Here is a 20,136-nt window from a genome sequence, read left to right on the forward strand (position 1 = left end):
AAGTAGAGTTATAAATGAATATAGTTGAACAAGTTTTATTAGCCGATAGCCAAATAGATGATGCTATTTTATCTAACACATTAAAGCGAATTATGGGGCGTCAAGTCGACTATGCAGATCTTTACTTTCAGTCTAACCAACATGAATCGTGGATGCTTGAAGATGGTATAGTCAAAGAAGGTTCCTACAATATTGAACGAGGTGTTGGGGTACGCGCTATATCGGGTGAAAAAACAGGTTTTGCCTATTCAGATGATATTTCGCCTTATGCTTTACAGCAAGCTGCGGATGCAGCTAAAGGTATTGCTGATCTTGGGCAAGGGATATCTGTACAAGCTTTTAAGCGTCAATCTCCTATCAAAATATATCAATCAGTTGAACCGTTAGGGAGTTTAACACAAGAGAAAAAAATTGAATTACTGCATCAGGTTGAAGCCCATGCTAGACAAATAGATAGCCGTGTTAGTCAAGTGATTGTCAGTTTGTCGGGTGTGCATGAAAAAGTATTGGTGGCTGCAAGTGATGGTACTTATGCTACCGATATACGCCCATTAGTACGTTTAAATTGTTCGGTTTTAGTTGAAGACCAAGGTAAACGTGAACGTGCTAGCGCAGGGGGCGGAGCGCGTACAGATTACAGCTATTTCTTTGAACCCGTATCAGACGGTACTACGCAAGCTAAAGCGCGTTATATTACCTATGCAGAAGAAGCTGTTCGCCAAGCGTTAGTTAATTTGGTGGCTGTTGATGCACCTGCAGGTGCATTTCCCGTAGTTTTAGGGGCAGGTTGGCCTGGTGTATTATTACATGAAGCGGTAGGGCACGGTTTAGAGGGCGACTTCAATCGAAAAGGCTCATCTACCTTTGCGGGTAAAATTGGCAGTAAAGTGTGCTCTGAACTTTGTACTATTGTTGATGATGGCACCATGGCAAACCGTCGTGGTTCATTGACTATTGATGATGAAGGTACACCGGGGCAGTACAATGTGCTAATTGAAAAAGGCATTTTAAAAGGCTATATGCAAGACAAACATAATGCGTCATTAATGGGCGTTAAGCCAACTGGTAATGGTCGTCGTGAATCGTACGCCCATTTACCTATGCCACGTATGACCAACACCTATATGTTAGCAGGTGAATCTAGCCCTGAAGATATTATTAAATCAGTGAAAAAAGGGATTTATGCACCTAATTTTGCCGGTGGGCAGGTAGATATTACCTCAGGTAAGTTTGTATTCACCACTCAGAAGCCTACTTAATCGAAAATGGCGAAATCACCACGCCAATTAAAGGGGCTACGTTAATTGGTAGCGGCCCAGAGGCCATGAAAAATGTTTCTATGGTGGGGAATGATCTCAAACTTGATGCGGGTGTCGGGGTTTGTGGTAAAGATGGTCAAAGCGTTCCTGTTGGTGTGGGGCAACCTACTTTAAAAATTGATGAAATGACCATAGGTGGCACACAGTAAAAGACATTTTTGTGCGCATTATTTTTTATTTAAAATAAATTGAACTTTCTCATCAAACCGCACTCTTACTTAATAGTAATGTTATTCCCTTAGTGTTTCATGTTTCATGTTTCATGTTTCATGTTTTATGCATCTATTATTATAGATGCATTTTTTTTGGCTTTTATTTAATTACTGTCTTTATCTAACGACGACTTTTTAACTATTATCTTTAAGGTAGGTAAATAAGTTTTTATAGTGCTTGCCGAGTTTTTCAGCTTTTTTCTCTTTAGTGGCATTACGAACAAGCTGCTTTAACTTTTGACGATCCATTTGCTTAAACTCTAACAATAAAGCCTCAACAGCGTCGTTGCCTTGGTCAATGAGTTGCTCTCTTAAACTTTCTAATCGTTCAAACTTAGCCGTAGATTGTTGGTGTTTATTTGCCATTACATCAATAGCTTGATGAATGGGCGCTAGATCAGTTTCTAACAATATCTTAGCTATATGACGTATATGTCGGCGAAGGGCTTCATGCTTATTTTTAATTTTATCAGCAACAACCATCGCGTCTTTTAACTCGTCTGTTAACGAAATAAGGCTGCGTTGATGCTTCGACATTTCCACCAAAGACTGGGCAAAGTCTTGCAATTGGTGCATTTCTTTCTTAATTTCTGTTTTACTTTTTAATTCTTCTTCTATTTCTGGTGTTAAGTCATCGATATCGTTGGCTGACTGGGGCATAATAGTTGCTAATGTAGATTATATAAATATTGTCGTTATTATAGCGTGATTTTATATACTCAAAAACCAATAAAGTTAATATTTTGAATTTATACTTAAACATAAATCATAATTTGAATTTTAAATTAAAGAAATATAAGCAGATAAATATACTATGACCCAAGTAAACCACAGCAGTGACCCGTTAATTGAGCAATTTGATCAAGTAAAAAATCGCGTAGCTAAAGTGCTTGAACTCGCAAAATCTTTAGGGGCTGATGGCGCTGAAGTTGCCATGAGTCGCAAAGACAGGGCCTAAGTGTTGGTACTCGTCTTGGTGAAGTTGAAAATGTAGAGTTCACTAACGATGGTGCCTTGGGTATAACCGTGTATCAAGCAGGTAGAAAAGGCAGTGCGTCAACGGCTGATTTATCTGAAAAGGCGCTTACTCAAGCGGTTGAAGCGGCTGTAAATATAGCCAAATATACCTCTGTTGATGATTGCTCAGGATTGGCCGATAAAGCCTTACTTGCGATGGAAACACAAGATTTAGACTTGTATCATCCCAAATCGTTGACGACTGAGGAAGCAATAGAAATCGCTAAAGAGTGTGAACATAGTGCCTTAGATAGTGATAAACGAATCACCAATTCTGATGGTGCCAACTTAGATTGTTTCTCTGGTTTTAAAGTGTATGGCAATAGCCATGGTCAATTAGTGGGTTACCCAAGTTCGCGTCATAGCTTGAGTTGTGTTGTTATCGCGGGCAGTGATGACCAAATGCAGCGAGATTATGCGTATGACGTTAATCGTGATTTTTCATTACTCGACAGTGGCGTCACAATTGGGCAAAAAGCGGCTAGCGAAGTGATTTCACGCCTTAATCCGCAAAAACTTTCTACGATGAAAGTCCCTGTACTATTTCGTGCTGATATTGCCAATACCATCTGGGGACATTTTATTGCTGCTATTAGTGGTGGCAACTTGTACCGTAAATCGTCTTTTTTAATGGATGCTTTAGGTAATGACATTTTTCCTAACTTTATTTCGATACAAGAGCGACCACACATTCTTAAAGCATTAGCGAGTAGTGCATTTGACAGTGAAGGTGTGCTTACCCAAGATCGCGATATTATTTCAGCCGGTGCGTTACAAACTTACCTTTTAACTAGTTACTCTGCGCGTAAGTTAGGGCTTACTACTACGGGGCATGCGGGTGGTATTCATAACTGGCAAGTGACTGATAACAATATAATCTCAAAGGGGAGCCAAGGGGCTGATTTTGATACCATGTTAAAAACCTTAGGTACAGGGTTGTTAGTGACTGAATTAATGGGTCAAGGTGTTAATATTGTTAACGGTGATTACTCTCGTGGTGCTGCCGGTTTTTGGGTTGAGAATGGGGAGATTTCTTATCCTGTGAGTGAAATTACCATTGCAGGAAACCTAGACAAAATGTTCAAAGGCATTGTTGCTGTAGGAACAGATTTTGATAAGCATGGCAGTATTAGTACAGGTTCAATCTTGATTGATGAAATGCAAGTGGCAGGTCAATAGGTCAATAGTTCATGAGTGATTACTTAAGTAATCACTCATGTTTTTATAGGCGAGAGAAAGTGAATCAGGATTAACTATTTGATATCCAAACTGTTTGGTAGGGCGTTAATAGTATAGTCTCAGTTAAATCGGTTATTTCAGTATGACTAATTAGTTCAACCCAGTTGTCAGTTACAATTAAATTCAATTCACTCAAGGGTAATTCAATTGGCTGATCAGATATGTTGCTGATACAAAAAATACTTTGCGCTCTGTTTTTGCTTTGTCGCCAAAAACCAAATAATTGCAAACCTAAATGCAAGGTAAATTGTGTAGCGTTAGGATGAAATCTTGGTTTTGAAATACGTATATTCAATAGATATTTCAATGTAGAAAGTACCTTACCATGGTGCAAACTGTCGTCATTAAGTGCCTCAGCCAATGCTTTTTCTTCCCGCCGATGTCTATTAATAGAGCGGTTATGATGGGTGTTTACTAGTTTTTGATAATCATTTTGTGTTCCTAGTAAACTATGAATATAGATGCCAGGTATGCCTTCAAGCGCAAACATTATGGCGTGAGCACAAATAAACCGTTCAAAATTCCACTGATCTTTTCCGTTTACAGTGCCTTGCATGGCATCATAAAGCGATATGTTCATTTCATAGGCTTTTTGTTCGCCAGTATCAGCGGTTCGCCATGAAATTTTACCACCAAAATTTTCTACCGTGTGCACTAGCTTATTAATTTCCTCATCACTCAATAAACCTTCAGCAGGGCGTAAACCAATGCCGTCATGGGAAGCGATAAAGTTAAAATACATAGTGCCGTCTTGTGGTGGTGGCATACTCATTAACCAACGCTTTAAGTATAAACAGTTACCAGTTAGCAACGTGTTTAATAATAATGGAGGCAATGAAAAGTTATATATTCCGTGAGCTTCATTAGCGTTACCAAAATAAGTTAAGTTTTGCGTATTCGGGATGTTGGTTTCTGTAATAATAATTGCGCTTGGGTCAGCTGCTTCAATCAGTGTTCTGAATAATCTCACCACTTCATGAGTTTGCGGTAAATTAATACTGCTTGTGCCTGGAATTTTCCATAAAAAAGCGATGGCGTCTAAACGGAATATTTTTACACCTGCATCAAGGTATTGCTTGATTATTGAAGTGAATGCTTTGAGCACTTCTGGGTTTCTAAAGTCAAAATCTACCTGATCGTGGCTAAAAGTACACCAGACATACTTTTTCCCCTGCCCGGTCTCCACTTCTTTTAATAATGGCGAGGTACGCGGTCTCACTACCTCTGATAATGCATCATCCGGCAGGGCGGTAAAGAAAAAATCACTGCCTTGACCTTCACCTTTAATGAAGTTGTCAAACCAAGCACTACGACTTGAACAGTGGTTAATAACAAGATCAGACATTAAATGATAACTGTCACTTATCGCTTCTATATCTTGCCATGAACCCAGTGATTCATTCACCGATGAATAGTCAATAACAGCAAAACCATCATCAGAGCTGTAAGGAAAAAAGGTAAGATGTGCACACTGTTAATGCTATCTTCAACTGTTTTGTCTAAAAACCTTTTTAATGTTTTTAGCGGTGGTCGGCTATCGCTAAGAATACTGTCGCCATAGGTGATCAAAATAATGTCTTTTTCAGACCAATGATTTGTGAACGGCTCAGAAATAACTATTTTGTTAGACAAGTTCATAATAGTTAAGAGTGATTGAGCTATATTTTCATATGACTGCTCAAGTTCAACGTCTTGGTATATAGTATGAAGTTGTTGAGTTAATTTCGCTGTTAAATCACTTAGTAAGTCATCTTTAAACTGATTAATTGTCATAGGTACCATTCACTTTTTACTTTTATAATTGACTAAACTCTTCGTTATCTAATTCAACCGCTTCTTTTAACTGCGATAAAATATCAGGAATAGCACTAACCACTCTATTCCAAGAAGGAATAAAAGGTGTGTCCATGGGTTGTTCTAAGAAAGTATGACCTGCGGTTAATATGTTCTCGGCAAACATCTCTACCGCTTTTTCTTCGCTATGTATATCGAGTTGTAAGCCATTCATCATCGCGTCATTACGATAGGTTTCCACATAATCTAAGGCAATGCGATAGTAAGTCGCTTTTAAGGTTCTAAATTTTTCTGACGTGAACGTTTCGCCCTGTGTGGCAAGTTTTCGGATAAATGATTTAGTGATATCAACTGACATTTTTGATAACCCCCTTGATCATTATCTAAAGACAAATCTTGATGTTTATGATCATAAGTTGCCGCAATATCAACTTGGCATATTCTGTTTGGTGCGTAGTTACGGTACATTTCAGAAAGCACACCAATTTCTAAGCCCCAATCACTAGGAATACGAATATCACTTAGTACGTCTCGGCGAAATGAGAATTCACCTGCTAAGGGGTATAAGAAACTGTCCATGTATTCAAGGTAGTCACAATGACCAACAGTTTTCTTCAATGCTTTAATTAATGGCGTAACTAGCAAGCGAGACACTCTGCCGTTAATTTTTCCGCCAAGACAACACGTGCATAATATCCTTTGGAAAATTCATAATTAAACATCGGATTGGCAACAGGGTAAAGTAATCTATCGAGTAAATCTCTTTCGTACGTTAAAATATCACAATCATGTAACGCTACAGATTCAGCTTTTCCTGAGGCTAGAATGTATCCCATGCAATACCAAACATTGCGGCCTTTGCCTAATTCTTTTGGCGCTAAATTCAGAGCCTGTAATTTAGCATCTATGGCTTGCAACCTAGGTCCATCATTCCATAACACTCTGTGATGTTGTGGCAACTTACCAAAAAATGATAGGGCATGTTTATATTGGCCTAAATCTGCACGGTCTAAGCCAATAACTATTTCAGAAAGATATTCCACATCTTTAAGTTTATTAATAATATCGGGTAGCGCTTTGCCTTCTAGCTCTGAAAACAATGAGGGTAAAATAAGCCCTAGTGGGCGTGTTTTAGAAAATGTTAACAATTCGGCTGCTAGATCATTAGGATCTCGCTGTGCTAAATTGTGTAATGTTGTTACCGTACCGTTTTGATAAAAATCAGCCATGGGTTACCTCTTTAGATGTTGACTATGTTTACTAAATTAATTAAGTGCCTTGCTTGAATCTAAAACTAGCGAGTTAGCTAGAATTTTTTGTATAGCTTCTACCCATCCTTCAGGACCATATAAAGTAGTTTGCATCGTTTTATATTGCCGTGACAGGTTAGGAAATTCATGCACCGGAGAACGAATTTGTACGGCGATGTCGGCAGCTTCAAGCATCGGTACATCATTTTCACCATCACCAAGGGCAATAGTACACAATGAGGTGTTTTTATCTGATGTTTGATTTTTTTCTAAATAAAATTCACGATACTGTTCAGCTAACCAAAGTAACGCTTGTCCTTTATCGCAATAGCCACCTATATGGAGGAATCTTCCTCCCTGAACAACATTGGCTCCTAAATCTAGCATATGATGTACAAATGCTTGCTTCGTTGCTTTGTCACCTAACCATTGAATAGGTTCGCCGTATTGCCTTTTTTTTGCACGTTTTGCTTCACTTAACGTTAACCCAGTTAAGGTTGATAAAGCGGATTCTGACAAGGTAGAAAACCCTTGGTAACATTGGTCGAATTCATCGGAATTTTTACTTAGTAAATCTAGCCAGTATTGTCTCGGGAAACAGAAAGATTTTACCCAATAGTTGTTTTCAACTACGGTGCCTTTGGGTTGAGTAGGAAAGGTACCAATAGGTATGTAAATGGCGGCACCATTCTCTATAATAAACGGGGTATCAAGCTCTAATTCTTGCTTAATTATTTCTATTTCGGCGAGCGTTTTTTGGTATTCAAAATAACAGGAATGTTGGCTTGCTTTAATTGTTGCAGTGTTTCACTTGCAGCAATTGACTGATAAGTATAATGGTCAAGTAAAGTGCCATCGAGATCACTAAAGATAATGTTATTTATCTTGCTCATGTTTGATCCTTGTTATTTCTCTGCAACCGAAGGCAAAGGGGTATCACTAATTTTACGGTTATAATCTAAATAAAAAATCACATCAGCATCGTGAGAAATGGTATTGCATCCTTGAACACTAAGCCTTTGGAAATGTTGTGTAAAATTCAATATTTCAGCGGGGGACATTATTTTTGAATTTGCTATGCCAATATTCCTCGCTTGTAATTTTTGCTCTTGCTCTAATCGCCATTGGTAAACACAGTCAAAAGACGGCGACTGTAGCGCCAACCAAAAATCCATTTTTTTGTATAATGGTTCGTAGTTATTTTTAAGTTGTTCATTTACATAATGTCGCCATACACCGTTAGCATCATATTGTAATTCAAGTTCATTCACAGGCGCTTGCAGTTGCTCTTCTGTTTGGGAGGGAACACCCCAACACCAACCTTCTAATAAAATAATATCTACTGGCTTATCAATTAATGTCCACTGTTCCTCAGGAAAAGGCTCATCAGTAGCTTTATTAAATCGTGGGATAGTAAAACCTGTTTTGTGGTTTTCCAATTGAGATAATACTGATTTCAGCGCAGTTATATTATGCGTACCGGGAACGCCTCTAGTGGATAATAGAGGATGAATGTCACGAGATAATTGATTGCGTTTTTCACTAGGTAAATAAAAATCATCTAACGACATAACGGCAACATTTAGCTGATGTTTTTCTATTAAATAACTCGATATGAAGTCAGTAAGTGTTGATTTACCACTCCCTTGGCAGCCATTAATGCCAACAAAGAAAGCCTTAGAGGTTTTTGTAAATTGACTGACAATTTTTTCAGCAAGCGGTATATAATATTGTTCGATTGTGCGCTTGAATTCGGCCGGTAATTTGTGTTCTTCAATAAAGGTTGAAAGCATCATTTTTACTCTTGATATATATCTACTACTTTGTATGAATTCAACTTTTATGCCACTTAAATGAAAAGTTTACCTTTATATCTATGTTGCTGTAAATTAATGGATTTTAATTTTTACTTTTACGTTTTATATTATTTTTGATGTTATAACTTTTATTATATTGTACTAATAAATTAAAATGCCTCATTTTGGTGCAGAAGGGGGCTGCTAATTGCTTTAAAATTTGCACTCTTTTATAGTGATATTCACTGATAAGGAATAAATGAATGAATCATAAAATTATGTTGTTGTTAGCTGCTTGCTCTCAATGTTTTGCTGTTACCGCGAATGCAAAAGAAAATGCAGCATTATCGATGCCAGACAGTTATAGCGCTCAAGCCGTTAAAAAAATTCTCGACGCTGATGGTAATGCGATAGATGCAGCAATTGCTGCGCAATTTGTCTTAGCGGTTACTTTGCCTGAAGCGGGTAATATTGGTGGCGGTGGCTTTATGACGATTTATAAAGACAAAAAAGCAGATTTTTTAGATTACCGGGAAGTTGCGCCAGAAAAAGCACACAGGGATATGTATTTAGATAAAAAAGGTGATGTTATCCCTTATTTATCTCTATACGGCATATTATCAACAGGTGTGCCTGGCACGGTGGATGGCATGTGGAAAGCGCATCAAAAGTATGGCAGTAAAAAATGGACTGAGTTATTAGCCCTGACCATCTCGTTAGCTGAACAAGGCTATATTGTTCATCCAGTTATGCAAAACTCTATAGAGTGGCGAATAAAGAGTTTTAAGAAAGAAGGGATTAAAGTCAATTTTTCTAAATATTTTGCTCACGCCAAGGCGGGTACTGTTTTTAAACAACCTGATTTAGCAGAGACCTTAAAACGTATATCAATTTATGGCAGAGATGGTTTTTATAAGGGTAAAACGGCCAAAATTATTAGCCAGTTTATGGCGAAAAATGGGGGGATTATCGACGAAAAAGATTTAGCAAATTACCAAGCAAAATGGCGAAAGCCTTTAGTGAAAAAATGGCGGGAGTATTCTGTTATTACAGCGCCACCACCAAGTTCAGGTGGTTTAGCTATATTGCAGTGGCTCACTATGTATGATTTGGTAAAAGGCGATAATGTCTATGAGCACAACTCAACTGAGTATATTCATTTATTGTCAGAAATTGGGAAACGTGTTTTTGCTGATCGGGCGGAATATTTAGGTGATCCTGATTTTGTTGATGTGCCATCAGAGGCTTTATTAAATGAAGATTATTTAATTAGTCGAGTTAAAAATATTTCACTTGATAAAATCTCAGCTACTCAAGAGATAAAGCCTGGCCTAAAAGAAAGCACTGACACTACGCATTTTTCCATCGTTGATAAGTGGGGTAATGCCGTATCTAATACCACAACTATTAATTATACCTTTGGTAGTGGTGTTATTGTTGAAGGTCTTGGTTTTATTTTGAATGATGAAATGGACGACTTTAGTGCAAAAGCCGGTGTAGCAAACGTATTTGGCGCTATAGGCGGCAAAGCAAATGAAATTCACCCGAAAAAGCGTATGTTGTCTTCTATGTCTCCTACAATACTATTAAAAGGAGAAACAGTTGATTTAGTTACGGGATCCCCAGGCGGCACCACAATTATTAGCTCTGTGTATCAATCAATTTTAAATGTGGTAGAGTTTAATATGAGTGCCTATGAAGCGGTTAACAGTGCTCGCTTTCATCATCAACTATGGCCAAAAGATGAGATAAAGTATTATCCAGGGATTGATGCTGAGGTAATCAAAGCATTACATTCGTTAGGGTATATAACAAAAGAAAAAACCTTTGGTGATGTGCAACTTATTTTTAGAGATGATGACACATTTCAAGCGGCTTCAGAGGCAAGTAAACACAGTAGAGGCGTATCAATTGTACTCAATTAGGTAGATAAACAAGTGAGTGTATACAGGAACTTATTCACGTTTACACTCACAAATATTAATCGGAAATACTAATCAATATTAATACCAGATTACTGATTAATCACCACTAACAATTATTTGCGTAATGATATTACTGCCTTTTAATGCTGCATTTTGTGGCAAGGCTTCATTGCCGACCAGTAAGTAAATGACTTTTTGACCTTGTTGTGCTAATTCAATAGCGTCTTGGAAGTTAATCAATATATGTGATGGGATATCTTGTGAAAACTTTTCTGCATCTCGTCGTACATATTCAATCAGTTCAATGTTAACTTCCTCATCATAAAAAACGGCATCGGCAAATTGCATAGCGCGATGAGCGTTTAATGTTAAATTATCAGGATTACCGCCTTTTGTATAAATGAATATAATTTCACCACAAGGTGGTGCTATTTCTTGTTTGATACTGGCAATTAATTGCTGTTCCGCTTGTTGTTGCTTGCCATCAAGAACAGCTTGTCCTATTGGCCCTTTTAGTATATTTTCCCAAAAACTACGTCTATTACGTAAGCCTTTAACTCTTACTTTGACATGATCACGAAACTTGTAGGAAAAATCCGCTAATTTTCCATAGGCTTGTGGTAATGTTTTTTCAATTTGTTCTCGTAACATACGAATGAGAATGGGAGAACTACCTGAACTTGATAACGCAATGATCATTGGGCTTCTATCAATAATAGCAGGTGTTATATAAGTACATAGTTCAGGCTGATCAACAACGTTAGTTAATATTTTTAATGGAACCGCTTCTTGGTAAATTGCTTTATTTACAGACATGTTATCAGTTGCTGCAATGACTAAAGTTATATTATCTAAATAACCTGTTTGATAATTATGTTGTAACCAAGTTAATTGATGCTTATCTATCAGTCTTGCAACACTGGTAGAAACTTTCTCACTCATAACAGTGATATTTGTAGTTGATTTTAGAAGTAATTCAATTTTACGGGTAGCAACTTCACCACCACCAATCACCATGGCAGAGATCTTTTTAGCATCGAGAAAAACAGGGAAATATTTCATTAAATTACTTAGAAAGGGTTTTTAATATTGGGTAAGTTAATTTTATCACAAGCCAGTTAAAAAATAATAACTAGTAAAATATTAATAATCATGTTTCAGCTTTAAAACACAACAATACAAATAATAATCGTTATCAGTTGTAAATGAGTTCGATTGCCATTATTATTAGTGAATGATATTAATTCTTATTTAGGTTTTTGGTTGTCCTGATGAAAAAGCATTTTATACTTATTGTCGTTTACGGTTTTTTTAGTTTTTCTACCCAAGTGTTGGCGGCTACGCCAACACAGTCTGATTTAGAGCTAGCACTAGAGAAACAGCAAAAACAGCTCAAATTAATTGAACAGCAGTTAATGGATTTAAAGTCAGTTTCTGCTAAATCAACTGAAAATGAGGTAGCAACGGAATTGCAGAGCGGGACTAGCCAAAAAAAATGGCAGATAAATTCTTATGGTAGCCTTCTTTATAAAAGTGAGGATGTGTATCGTAATATTCAAGACACAGATCCTGAGCGTAGAGCGACTACTGACTTAGAACGTGTTGTGCTCGAGTTTGTTTATGATTTTGATGCTCAATGGCAGATGGAAATTGAGCTTGAATATGAACATGGAGGAACAGGAACAACACTCGAATATGATGGTTTTGAAGAATTTGGTGAGTTTGAAACCGAAATAGAGGCGGGTGGTGAAGTTATTGTTGAAAAAATGCAAGCCAAATATCGGGCTAATCAATACTTCACAATGAAGATGGGGCATATTTTTGTCCCTGTGGGTTTAGGTACAGACTTGCACAAACCGACACAATACTTTTCAACACAGCGATATTGGAGTGAATCGACACTCATACCACAAGTATGGCATGAAACAGGTATTAATTTAGTCAGTAAATGGCAAGATTTTACTGTGCAGACGTTACTAACTACAGGATTAAATTCAGAATATTTCAGAACTTATAACTGGGTGGCAACAGGGCATCAAAGACGCTTTGAGTCTGTGAATGCCGATGATTTAGCTTTTACTTTTCGCTTAGATTATGGAAATGTGAAAGCAGGTAAAGGTGTTGGGTTTAGCTACTATACAGGCGATACCTCTGGTAATCGGAATAACAATACCAAAGTGGAGGGTGATGGCAATTTAACCATTTTTGGTCTGCATGGTGCATTTAGTTTTGAAAACTGGTTAGTACGTGGTCAATATTTATTTGGGCAATTAGATGATAGCCAAGCTATCACAAATGCCAATAAAACCACTGCGGGCTTAAAGCCTGGAAACTTTTCACAACTCGGTAGTGAAGCAGAGTCAGCGTTCATCGAGTTATCATATAATAGCCAAGATCTTTTTGATTTAGCGAATCCTCTCTACTTATATTCAACTTATGAGTATGCCAACCCAATGAAAAAGGTTGAGCAAGGTGAAGCCACAGATCGCTTTGATATGGAATCGATTGCGGTTGGAGTGAATTATTATCCAATCAGCAACATCGTATTAAAAGCGGAGCTAGGGCAGAAAATGCATGCACTCAATACGTTAGATAACAGCACAAGCTTTAGCCTATCTATGGGTTATTTCTTTTCTATATAACACGATTAGTTTACATAAAATTAAGGGAAAAACATGATCTTTAAGAAATCTTTATTAGCAGCCGCTGTCTCAGCATTGGTATTAACTGCTTGTGGCGGTAGTTCATCTGGTGGGGAAGAAACCAATGTTGAACCTACTGGTTTTGAGTTTACAGCAACTGAAATGATTACTAATTTAACCAATGATGTGATTGTTGTGGGATATCAGAACCTTAATAGTGAAGCTGCTGATTTTTTATTAGCGTTACAAAGTTTAGTCAATACGCCGACTGAAGAAAACTTACTTGCGGCGCAACAAGCATGGAAAGATGTTCGTGTACCTTGGGAACAAGGTGAAGCCCATATATTCGGACCGGTTGATGCACTTTCTATCGATCCTCATTTAGATACATGGCCTTTAAATACCAGTGATTTACAAGCATTACTAGATTCTCAAGAAAGTTTTAATGCAGAAGAATTGGCAACTTTTAATGATGATGTACAGGGTTTTCATACCATGGAGTTTTTATTATTTGGTGATGGTGTTACCACTAATGAAAAACATATTACGGATATGACTTCCCTTGAACGCGAATATCTTTCAGCGGCAGCCGAAGTGTTTAAAGGATATACCCAAACGTTATATGATGCATGGGTAGTAGCGAATAATCCTAATATTGAAAATTCGCCTGCTTACAAAGAATTATTACTGACAGCAAACAATGATGTCTATGCATCACAGCTAGGCGTAGTGGAAGAATTAATCAATGGTATGATCGGTATTGTTGATGAAGTTGGTAATGGTAAAATTGCAGAACCTTTTGGTAGTAGCATTTCGAATATTGATACCTCAAAAGTTGAGTCTCAATATAGTTGGAATTCATTAGCCGATTTTACCGATAATATTCGTGGCGTACAAAATGTTTACCGTGGCGAATTTTTAGGGCAATCAGACAAGTCAGGTATCATCGATTTTGTTAGTGCAGCAGATGCTGAACTTGCGACAAGAATAGACGCTGAAATAGTTGATGCCATTGCGGCAATAGAAGCTATTATTCGGCGAATCAGATTTACCATTTAGGCAAGCCATTAATGATGAAGAGGGACGTGTGCGAATTCAAACCGCCATTGACGCTTTATCTATTCTACAAACTTCTCTAGAAAATGATGTATTAACTAAGTTGCAAACATGGCAACAGTAAACTAATTAATCTCAAGTCATTTTGTATTTAATTGTTGTGCCGCACGGCACAACAATAGTAAGTAGACTCCTGGAACTATTAATAATGAAACATTTCAAAAGAACAACCTTGTCTAATTTTACGATGGTTATGATTAGTTCGTTGATTATCGGCTGTAATTCAAGTAGTTCAGAGGATACTGAAACAGATTTAGAACAAGAAGTGACGGAAGTTACATATACTTATATTAGTCAATTAGGGGGAGAGGCTACCGCCATAGATGCAAGTGATTCAGGTCATGGTTTTTCTACTCCTATGCCTAATTTAACCGCTGAGGAATTAGAAAAGCATTTGAAGGGTGATACTAATTTTGAAACAGCATTTACGACCGCACCTAATGCAGAGCATCCAGAACTAGATGGGTTAGGGCCAGTCTTTAATAATCAAGACTGTAATTCTTGTCATCAACGTGATGGCCGCTCTTCAACTATTACCTTGGCCAAAGATCAAACACGTGTACTGTTAGGCTCTGAAGCCGGTATTTTTTTACGAATAAGCACCGAGGATGGTCAATGTGAAATACCCACGGTAGAAAATAATTATTGTGAAAATAAAGCTGTTGACGGCTTTGGAACACAATTATTTCATCGAGGTGTATTGAAAGCACGGCACGATTGGCAAGAAAACCCTTTTATCGGGCAAGCAAATGTCTATCTTTATTATGAGTATTCAACGATTAGCTATCCTGATGGCAATACAATTGAACTTAAAAAACCAATATTTACCATTGAAAAACCTTACGATGTCAGCGAACAAAACCGAGATAATAGTGCACTTTTACAAGCCAATGTACGTTATAGCCCACGAAATGGTATGCCAATATTTGGTTTAGGGTTACTTGAAGCAATTAGTGAAGCGGATATATTGGCTTTGTCTGATGAAGACGATACTGATAGCGATGGAATTTCTGGCCGTCCTAATTGGGTGTTCGATCCAGTAAAAGCCATAAATAATGACCCTATGCCTGTTTCGTTAGGGCGTTTTGGTTGGAAAGCAAGCACGCCAAGCGTACGTGTACAATCGCTTGCTGCTTTGCGTGGAGATATGGGGATAACAAATCCTTTGTTTCCAGAAGAAAGTATTGCCAATACCGCAATGCATGAAAGTTATCTTAGCCGCACAGGCTTTATTGATACCGGACGTGATGAAGAAGGGAATACAGAAGCAACTCAAGCGTTTTCTGATGAAGTGGTGTTTTATGCTGAAACCTTAGCGGTGCCGGCTAGACGTAATATTTATGATGAATCTGTGATTGCGGGAGCACAATTATTTAGCCAAATAAATTGTACAGGCTGTCATCAACCTGATTTCATAACCGCAACGGGGGATATACAGGTTGGTGGTTTAGCCGCACCAGAAGCAATAAAAGGACAGCGTATTTATCCATTTAGCGATATGTTATTACATGACTTAGGTGAAGGGTTAGCAGACAATCGACGGGATTTTACTGCGAATGGTCAAGAGTGGAAAACAAGACCTCTATGGGGAATAGGGTTAACTAAAGCAGTGAACCCTGCCCGGATTTTTACATGACGGTAGAGCTGCTACAGTTGAAGAGGCTATTTTATGGCATGGTGGCGAAGCTGAGCAAAGTAAGAGCGACTTTATGGCGCTAGCACTTTCTGAGCGTCAATCACTGGTTAATTTTGTCATGTCGTTATAGCAGTCATGACAAAATATAGAACCATGGAAGGTTAAACACAAACTTTTTCACTAACGGCTAAACCATTTGCATCACCATAGATAAAGTGGCCAGGTATAAACTTAATACCGGCAAAATAAATGTTTGTGTTAACTTCACCTACACCCAGTTTTTCAGTTTTAATCGGATTACATCCTAATGCTTTTACACCAAGTGGTAAGGTTGCAATAGTTCCTGCATCACGTATACAACCATTAATCACAATAGCCTCCCATCCATTGGTTACCGCTTGTTCAGCGAGCATATCGCCTAATAATGCGCGTGTTGTACTACCTTTGCCATCAACTACCATCACTTTGCCTGTGCCATCGGTAGCCACAAGTTCCTTCACTTTTGAATTATCGTTAAAGCAAGATACCGTAATAATTTCACCTGAAAAAATAACTTTTCCGCCATAATCATTAAACAGTGGGTCAGCTAGTTGTAATTGCTCAGGGTAAAGATCGAATAAATCAGGAAGTAAATCTAACATAGTATTTTTGCTGCATTAGGTGAATTTGTTCCTACTCTAGCATCAATGAATGATAAACTATCATTACGAATAGTTATTGTGACCATAAATTAATTAACCTTATCGGAAAAACAGTATGCCTTGGATACAACTTAGATTAAGTGCCAATGAAGAAACCGCAGAAAAATACAGTGATTGGCTCGTAGCTTGTGGTTCACAAGCCGTTACTTTTATCGACGCAAAAGATACACCTATCTATGAACCTTTGCCGGGTGATGAAGTGCTTTATTGGTCAAATACGGTAGTGATGGGGTTGTTTGATGCTAGTCATGATATGGATAAAGTGATCAGTTATTTACAAGGCATTCATCCAGACAAAGCACAAATGCAATATAAATTAGAGCAGTTAGAAGACAAAGACTGGGAACGCGAATGGATGGATAACTTCCACCCGATGAAATTTGGCAAGCGTTTATGGATTTGCCCAAGCCGGCGTGATGTGCCTGAACCAGAAGCTGTTAATGTTATGTTAGATCCTGGCCTTGCGTTCGGTACAGGAACACATCCCACCACCGCACTTTGTTTAACTTGGCTTGATAGTTTAGATTTACAAGGTAAGACCGTTGTTGATTTTGGTTGTGGCTCAGGTATTTTATCACTTGCCGCATTAAAACTTGGCGCAAAAAAAGTAATAGGTATTGATATAGACCCTCAAGCGCTACAAGCCGGCCTTGCTAACGCCAAACGAAATAAGGTTGATGACAGATTAGCGTTATACCTTCCTAAAGATCAACCTATGTTTAAAGCAGATGTAGTGGTGGCTAATATTTTAGCAGGACCATTACGTGAACTAGCGCCTACGATAATAGAATATGTTGGTGATAAAGGCTTATTAGCTTTGTCGGGTGTATTAGAAGAACAGGCTGAAAGCTTACAAATTATTTATGGTCAGTGGTGCGATATGGCTCCTGTTACTGTCCAAGAGGAATGGGTACGCTTAAACGGGCAACGTAAATAAAAGTTTGCATAAGTAATGTTTGATAATGGGCTAAAAAGCATTAAGTGAATCATCTAGTTTTATTACTTCTTGCTCAACGGTTTCCTTTTTAAATAATGTAACTTCGTTTCTACCTGCATGTTTAGAGGCATAAGCGGCGTTATCCGCATCAGCTAAAAGTTTACCTAAATCATAACCACTCGTTTTAGCATCAGTTATGCCGAAGCCGGCGGTTATGTTGAACTGAAAGCCTGAGTCAGTAGTGTTGATCTCGGCAATTGCCTTTCTACATGCTTCGGCGCGTTGTAAAGCTGCTTGCATATCGCAACTGGTGAGTAATATACAAAATTCTTCACCGCCTACACGAGCGAATATATCGTTTTGTCTCCCAAGACTTTTACAGACATCAGCGGTTTTCTTTAATACCCAATCACCGCAAGCATGTCCATAAGTGTCATTTACATTTTTAAATTCATCTAGATCAAACATAATTAAACTTAAATTTTGATCCGCATCTTTACAATAAGCTAAGGTAGAATCAGCAATATGGGTAAAATGTCCTCGATTAAAAATGCCTGTAAGGGCATCATATTCAGCGAGTTGTTTTATTCGTTTATGTGCTTTTAATAATCGATAACCCCAAAAAGATAATAAAGATATTGCTAACGTTAAGATAATAATAATTAAACGGTTGTTCTGTATATTACTATGCGTCATTGCTTTTTCAGTGGTTAGCAATACTTTTTCAGCCGTTAATAAGGCATTCTCTTTATTTAATAAGTCGATTTTGCTTTGTTGTTCTTTGGCCTGATGTTCAGCCAGTTGAAACGCCAAATATTTTTTCTGTGTTTCATTATAATAAAGCTTATCAGCTATCGTGTATTTTTCATGGTACAGCAATGCTAATTCATAATTTTTTTGTGCTTTTTCTAGTTCAAAGAGTAATTTATACGACAAAATGTTGGCTTGTGCAGTATCTTCTTTTTTCTCGAATTCTAGTGCTTTTAACGCGAACTGTTTGGTTAAAACGGCGTCTTTATTTAACCAATGTACCTGTGCTAATAATGAATAATAGTCAGCGATGATGCGCGGGTATTTGGTATTTAGGGCATTTTGTAAGGTCGAGTTTAGTAGTTCTAATGCTTTATCTTGTTGTTGAGCTTCAAGGTACATTTTTGCCTCGAAAGAGTGAATCCAATTAATAATAAGATGCTCATTATTTATTCTACATAAACTAATAGTATGTTTAATGGCAGGATCTGAAGGCGTTAGTTGTTTTAATTTAAACCTTGATTCAAGTATTAGCCCCTGTGCAATACAGTTATCCCTACCTTGCTCGCTACTAAGTTCTACCTTTTGGGCATAAGAAAGTCCAAGCTTGTATTGCCCTATCTGGTTATAAAAGATGGCTGTGACGATTAACGCAAAAGGATATAGCTTCTTATCCTCTATTAAGGGCAATTCAGTTAGTATATTCGATACAGTTGACAAACCTTCAGCCCAGTTTTGGTTAACGGCAAAAATATTAGCTAAACTAAGTTTAGCCCTAAATTTTAGCAAGCTGTTAGCATTAGAATTCATTAATGCGTTGGCTGAGTTAATGGCTTCGGCTATGTTGCCTTGATATATTAACAGGTAAAGGTTTAGGTAATTAAGGTAGTGACGTTGCTCAAGAGAAATGTTATTAGCATCTTGATTAAGTTCATTAATTAAGTCTAAAAACAGTTTAGGTTGGCTGCTTCTGATGTTATCGGCATGGGTTAATCTATCATCAAAGCTAGTATTTTTATCTGCACTGGTATTTTCATTAGCCCACAAAGGTGTGCTATTGAAAATAGTAAAAATAACAGTGATGTTAACAAGAAAGTTTTTTAGCTTGATAAGGTTCACTAGTTCAAGCGCTTGTTAAAAACCAATAACGTTAATGCTTTTTTCTTCTGATGAATCTTCATCATCTTTTTCTTCATCTTCGTCATCATCAGGAGTCATAACTATGCATATAATATCAGGACAAACATCTAATTGACATTCAAGTGAGCTGACATCTTTATTAATAATTGCTTCAGTGATTTTAGTGTCAAGTTCAGCAGTCTCCAATAAATTGTTGATAGCGTCTTCACTTTGACAATTGGCGTCACGGCTCATCTGTTCTAATACATGAATAACTTTAGACATGTGTTGTACTCCGTTTTTGTTATTGTAACCATTGTGTCGAATTTTATTGTGCTAAGTCTATTTTTATAACACTAGTGTTAGTTTAGGTCTATAGCTAGTTTGTGATTCTTGACAATCTATTGCTGCTAATTTATCCAAAATCGTTTGATTTGGCAGCATTTTCTCACTAGGTGGAATCACTAAAGTGGTATGCATAACCAGTTTAGCATCAATTAAATCGATTAGTGCAATATATTCAGCGCGGATGGTCTCTATGGGTAATACTTTCGCTTGATAAAGGATGACTTGATGGTCTCTTTGGGTAAGTTTCTAATAACAAATCTATCAGTACTTGTCTGTAGGCTTTACCCGTTGCAAATTTTTTAAGTGATTTGTCGCCACTAAACCCACTTGCCAAA

The 20,136-nt window shown here is 37.5% G+C and carries 12 protein-coding genes and 6 pseudogenes; 7 read left to right on the forward strand and 11 right to left on the reverse strand.

The window, feature by feature from the left end; all coding sequences use genetic code 11:
* The first annotated feature begins 14 nt into the window (after nucleotides 1-14).
* Nucleotides 15-1,468: pseudogene (gene tldD, locus L3081_RS04830) on the forward strand (metalloprotease TldD).
* Nucleotides 1,469-1,666: 198 nt separating this feature from the next.
* Here the strand turns inward: tldD and yjgA are convergent.
* Complete coding sequence (gene yjgA / locus L3081_RS04835) at nucleotides 1,667-2,191, reverse strand: ribosome biogenesis factor YjgA (protein WP_242283899.1); 525 nt, start codon at nucleotides 2,189-2,191, stop codon at nucleotides 1,667-1,669.
* Between the two features lie 154 nt (nucleotides 2,192-2,345).
* Between yjgA and pmbA the strand changes: the two are divergent.
* Nucleotides 2,346-3,727: pseudogene (gene pmbA, locus L3081_RS04840) on the forward strand (metalloprotease PmbA).
* Nucleotides 3,728-3,797: 70 nt separating this feature from the next.
* Here pmbA and L3081_RS04845 read toward each other — a convergent pair.
* The 5 genes and pseudogenes from L3081_RS04845 to L3081_RS04865 form a co-directional block, all read right to left on the reverse strand.
* Nucleotides 3,798-5,560, reverse strand: a pseudogene (locus tag L3081_RS04845) (sugar phosphorylase).
* 22 nt (nucleotides 5,561-5,582) lie between these two features.
* A pseudogene (locus L3081_RS04850) lies at nucleotides 5,583-6,810 on the reverse strand (glycosyltransferase family protein).
* Between the two features lie 36 nt (nucleotides 6,811-6,846).
* A complete protein-coding gene (locus L3081_RS04855) occupies nucleotides 6,847-7,350 on the reverse strand; it encodes an HAD-IIB family hydrolase (RefSeq protein WP_242283900.1) in 504 nt (167 codons plus the stop codon).
* A gap of 218 nt (nucleotides 7,351-7,568) precedes the next feature.
* Nucleotides 7,569-7,724, reverse strand: coding sequence for an HAD hydrolase family protein (locus tag L3081_RS04860; protein WP_242283903.1), 156 nt, complete (start codon nucleotides 7,722-7,724; stop codon nucleotides 7,569-7,571).
* Nucleotides 7,725-7,736: 12 nt separating this feature from the next.
* Nucleotides 7,737-8,627 (reverse strand): kinase, encoded by an 891-nt coding sequence (locus L3081_RS04865; protein ID WP_242283905.1) that lies wholly within the window; start codon nucleotides 8,625-8,627, stop codon nucleotides 7,737-7,739.
* Nucleotides 8,628-8,890: 263 nt separating this feature from the next.
* On the opposite strand from L3081_RS04865, the gene ggt reads away from it, so the two are divergent.
* The gene (gene ggt, locus L3081_RS04870; protein ID WP_420839695.1) at nucleotides 8,891-10,552 is read left to right on the forward strand and encodes a gamma-glutamyltransferase; all 1,662 of its coding nucleotides are present in this window, start codon (nucleotides 8,891-8,893) and stop codon (nucleotides 10,550-10,552) included.
* A 96-nt stretch (nucleotides 10,553-10,648) separates the two neighbouring features.
* Here the strand turns inward: ggt and L3081_RS04875 are convergent, their stop codons facing one another.
* Entirely contained in the window at nucleotides 10,649-11,614 is a 966-nt protein-coding gene (locus L3081_RS04875) for a siroheme synthase (RefSeq protein ID WP_242283907.1), read from the reverse strand.
* Between the two features lie 209 nt (nucleotides 11,615-11,823).
* On the opposite strand from L3081_RS04875, the gene L3081_RS04880 reads away from it, so the two are divergent.
* The 3 genes and pseudogenes from L3081_RS04880 to L3081_RS04890 all read left to right on the forward strand — a co-directional run bounded on the left by L3081_RS04880 (nucleotide 11,824) and on the right by L3081_RS04890 (nucleotide 16,076).
* The gene (locus tag L3081_RS04880) at nucleotides 11,824-13,194 is read left to right on the forward strand and encodes an alginate export family protein (protein ID WP_242283909.1); all 1,371 of its coding nucleotides are present in this window, start codon (nucleotides 11,824-11,826) and stop codon (nucleotides 13,192-13,194) included.
* A 33-nt stretch (nucleotides 13,195-13,227) separates the two neighbouring features.
* Nucleotides 13,228-14,374 (forward strand): annotated as a pseudogene (locus tag L3081_RS04885) (imelysin family protein).
* A gap of 84 nt (nucleotides 14,375-14,458) precedes the next feature.
* Nucleotides 14,459-16,076: pseudogene (locus L3081_RS04890) on the forward strand (di-heme oxidoredictase family protein).
* Between the two features lie 31 nt (nucleotides 16,077-16,107).
* Here L3081_RS04890 and L3081_RS04895 read toward each other — a convergent pair.
* Nucleotides 16,108-16,587 (reverse strand): putative 4-hydroxy-4-methyl-2-oxoglutarate aldolase, encoded by a 480-nt coding sequence (locus L3081_RS04895; RefSeq protein ID WP_242283911.1) that lies wholly within the window; start codon nucleotides 16,585-16,587, stop codon nucleotides 16,108-16,110.
* A 115-nt stretch (nucleotides 16,588-16,702) separates the two neighbouring features.
* On the opposite strand from L3081_RS04895, the gene prmA reads away from it, so the two are divergent.
* Complete coding sequence (gene prmA / locus L3081_RS04900) at nucleotides 16,703-17,584, forward strand: 50S ribosomal protein L11 methyltransferase (RefSeq protein ID WP_242283914.1); 882 nt, start codon at nucleotides 16,703-16,705, stop codon at nucleotides 17,582-17,584.
* A 30-nt stretch (nucleotides 17,585-17,614) separates the two neighbouring features.
* Here the strand turns inward: prmA and L3081_RS27975 are convergent, their stop codons facing one another.
* The 3 genes from L3081_RS27975 to L3081_RS27980 form a co-directional block, all read right to left on the reverse strand.
* Nucleotides 17,615-19,453: a GGDEF domain-containing protein gene (locus L3081_RS27975; RefSeq protein ID WP_242283916.1), complete on the reverse strand. Its 1,839-nt coding sequence runs from the start codon at nucleotides 19,451-19,453 to the stop codon at nucleotides 17,615-17,617.
* A 15-nt stretch (nucleotides 19,454-19,468) separates the two neighbouring features.
* Nucleotides 19,469-19,738, reverse strand: a complete 270-nt coding sequence (locus L3081_RS04910; RefSeq protein WP_242283918.1) for a hypothetical protein — start codon at nucleotides 19,736-19,738, stop codon at nucleotides 19,469-19,471.
* 235 nt (nucleotides 19,739-19,973) lie between these two features.
* A complete protein-coding gene (locus L3081_RS27980; RefSeq protein ID WP_338027116.1) occupies nucleotides 19,974-20,135 on the reverse strand; it encodes a hypothetical protein in 162 nt (53 codons plus the stop codon).
* Between the last annotated feature and the right edge of the window lies 1 nt (nucleotide 20,136).

The organism is Colwellia maritima (assembly GCF_022669015.1).
Classification (GTDB): Bacteria; Pseudomonadota; Gammaproteobacteria; order Enterobacterales; family Alteromonadaceae; genus Colwellia; species Colwellia maritima.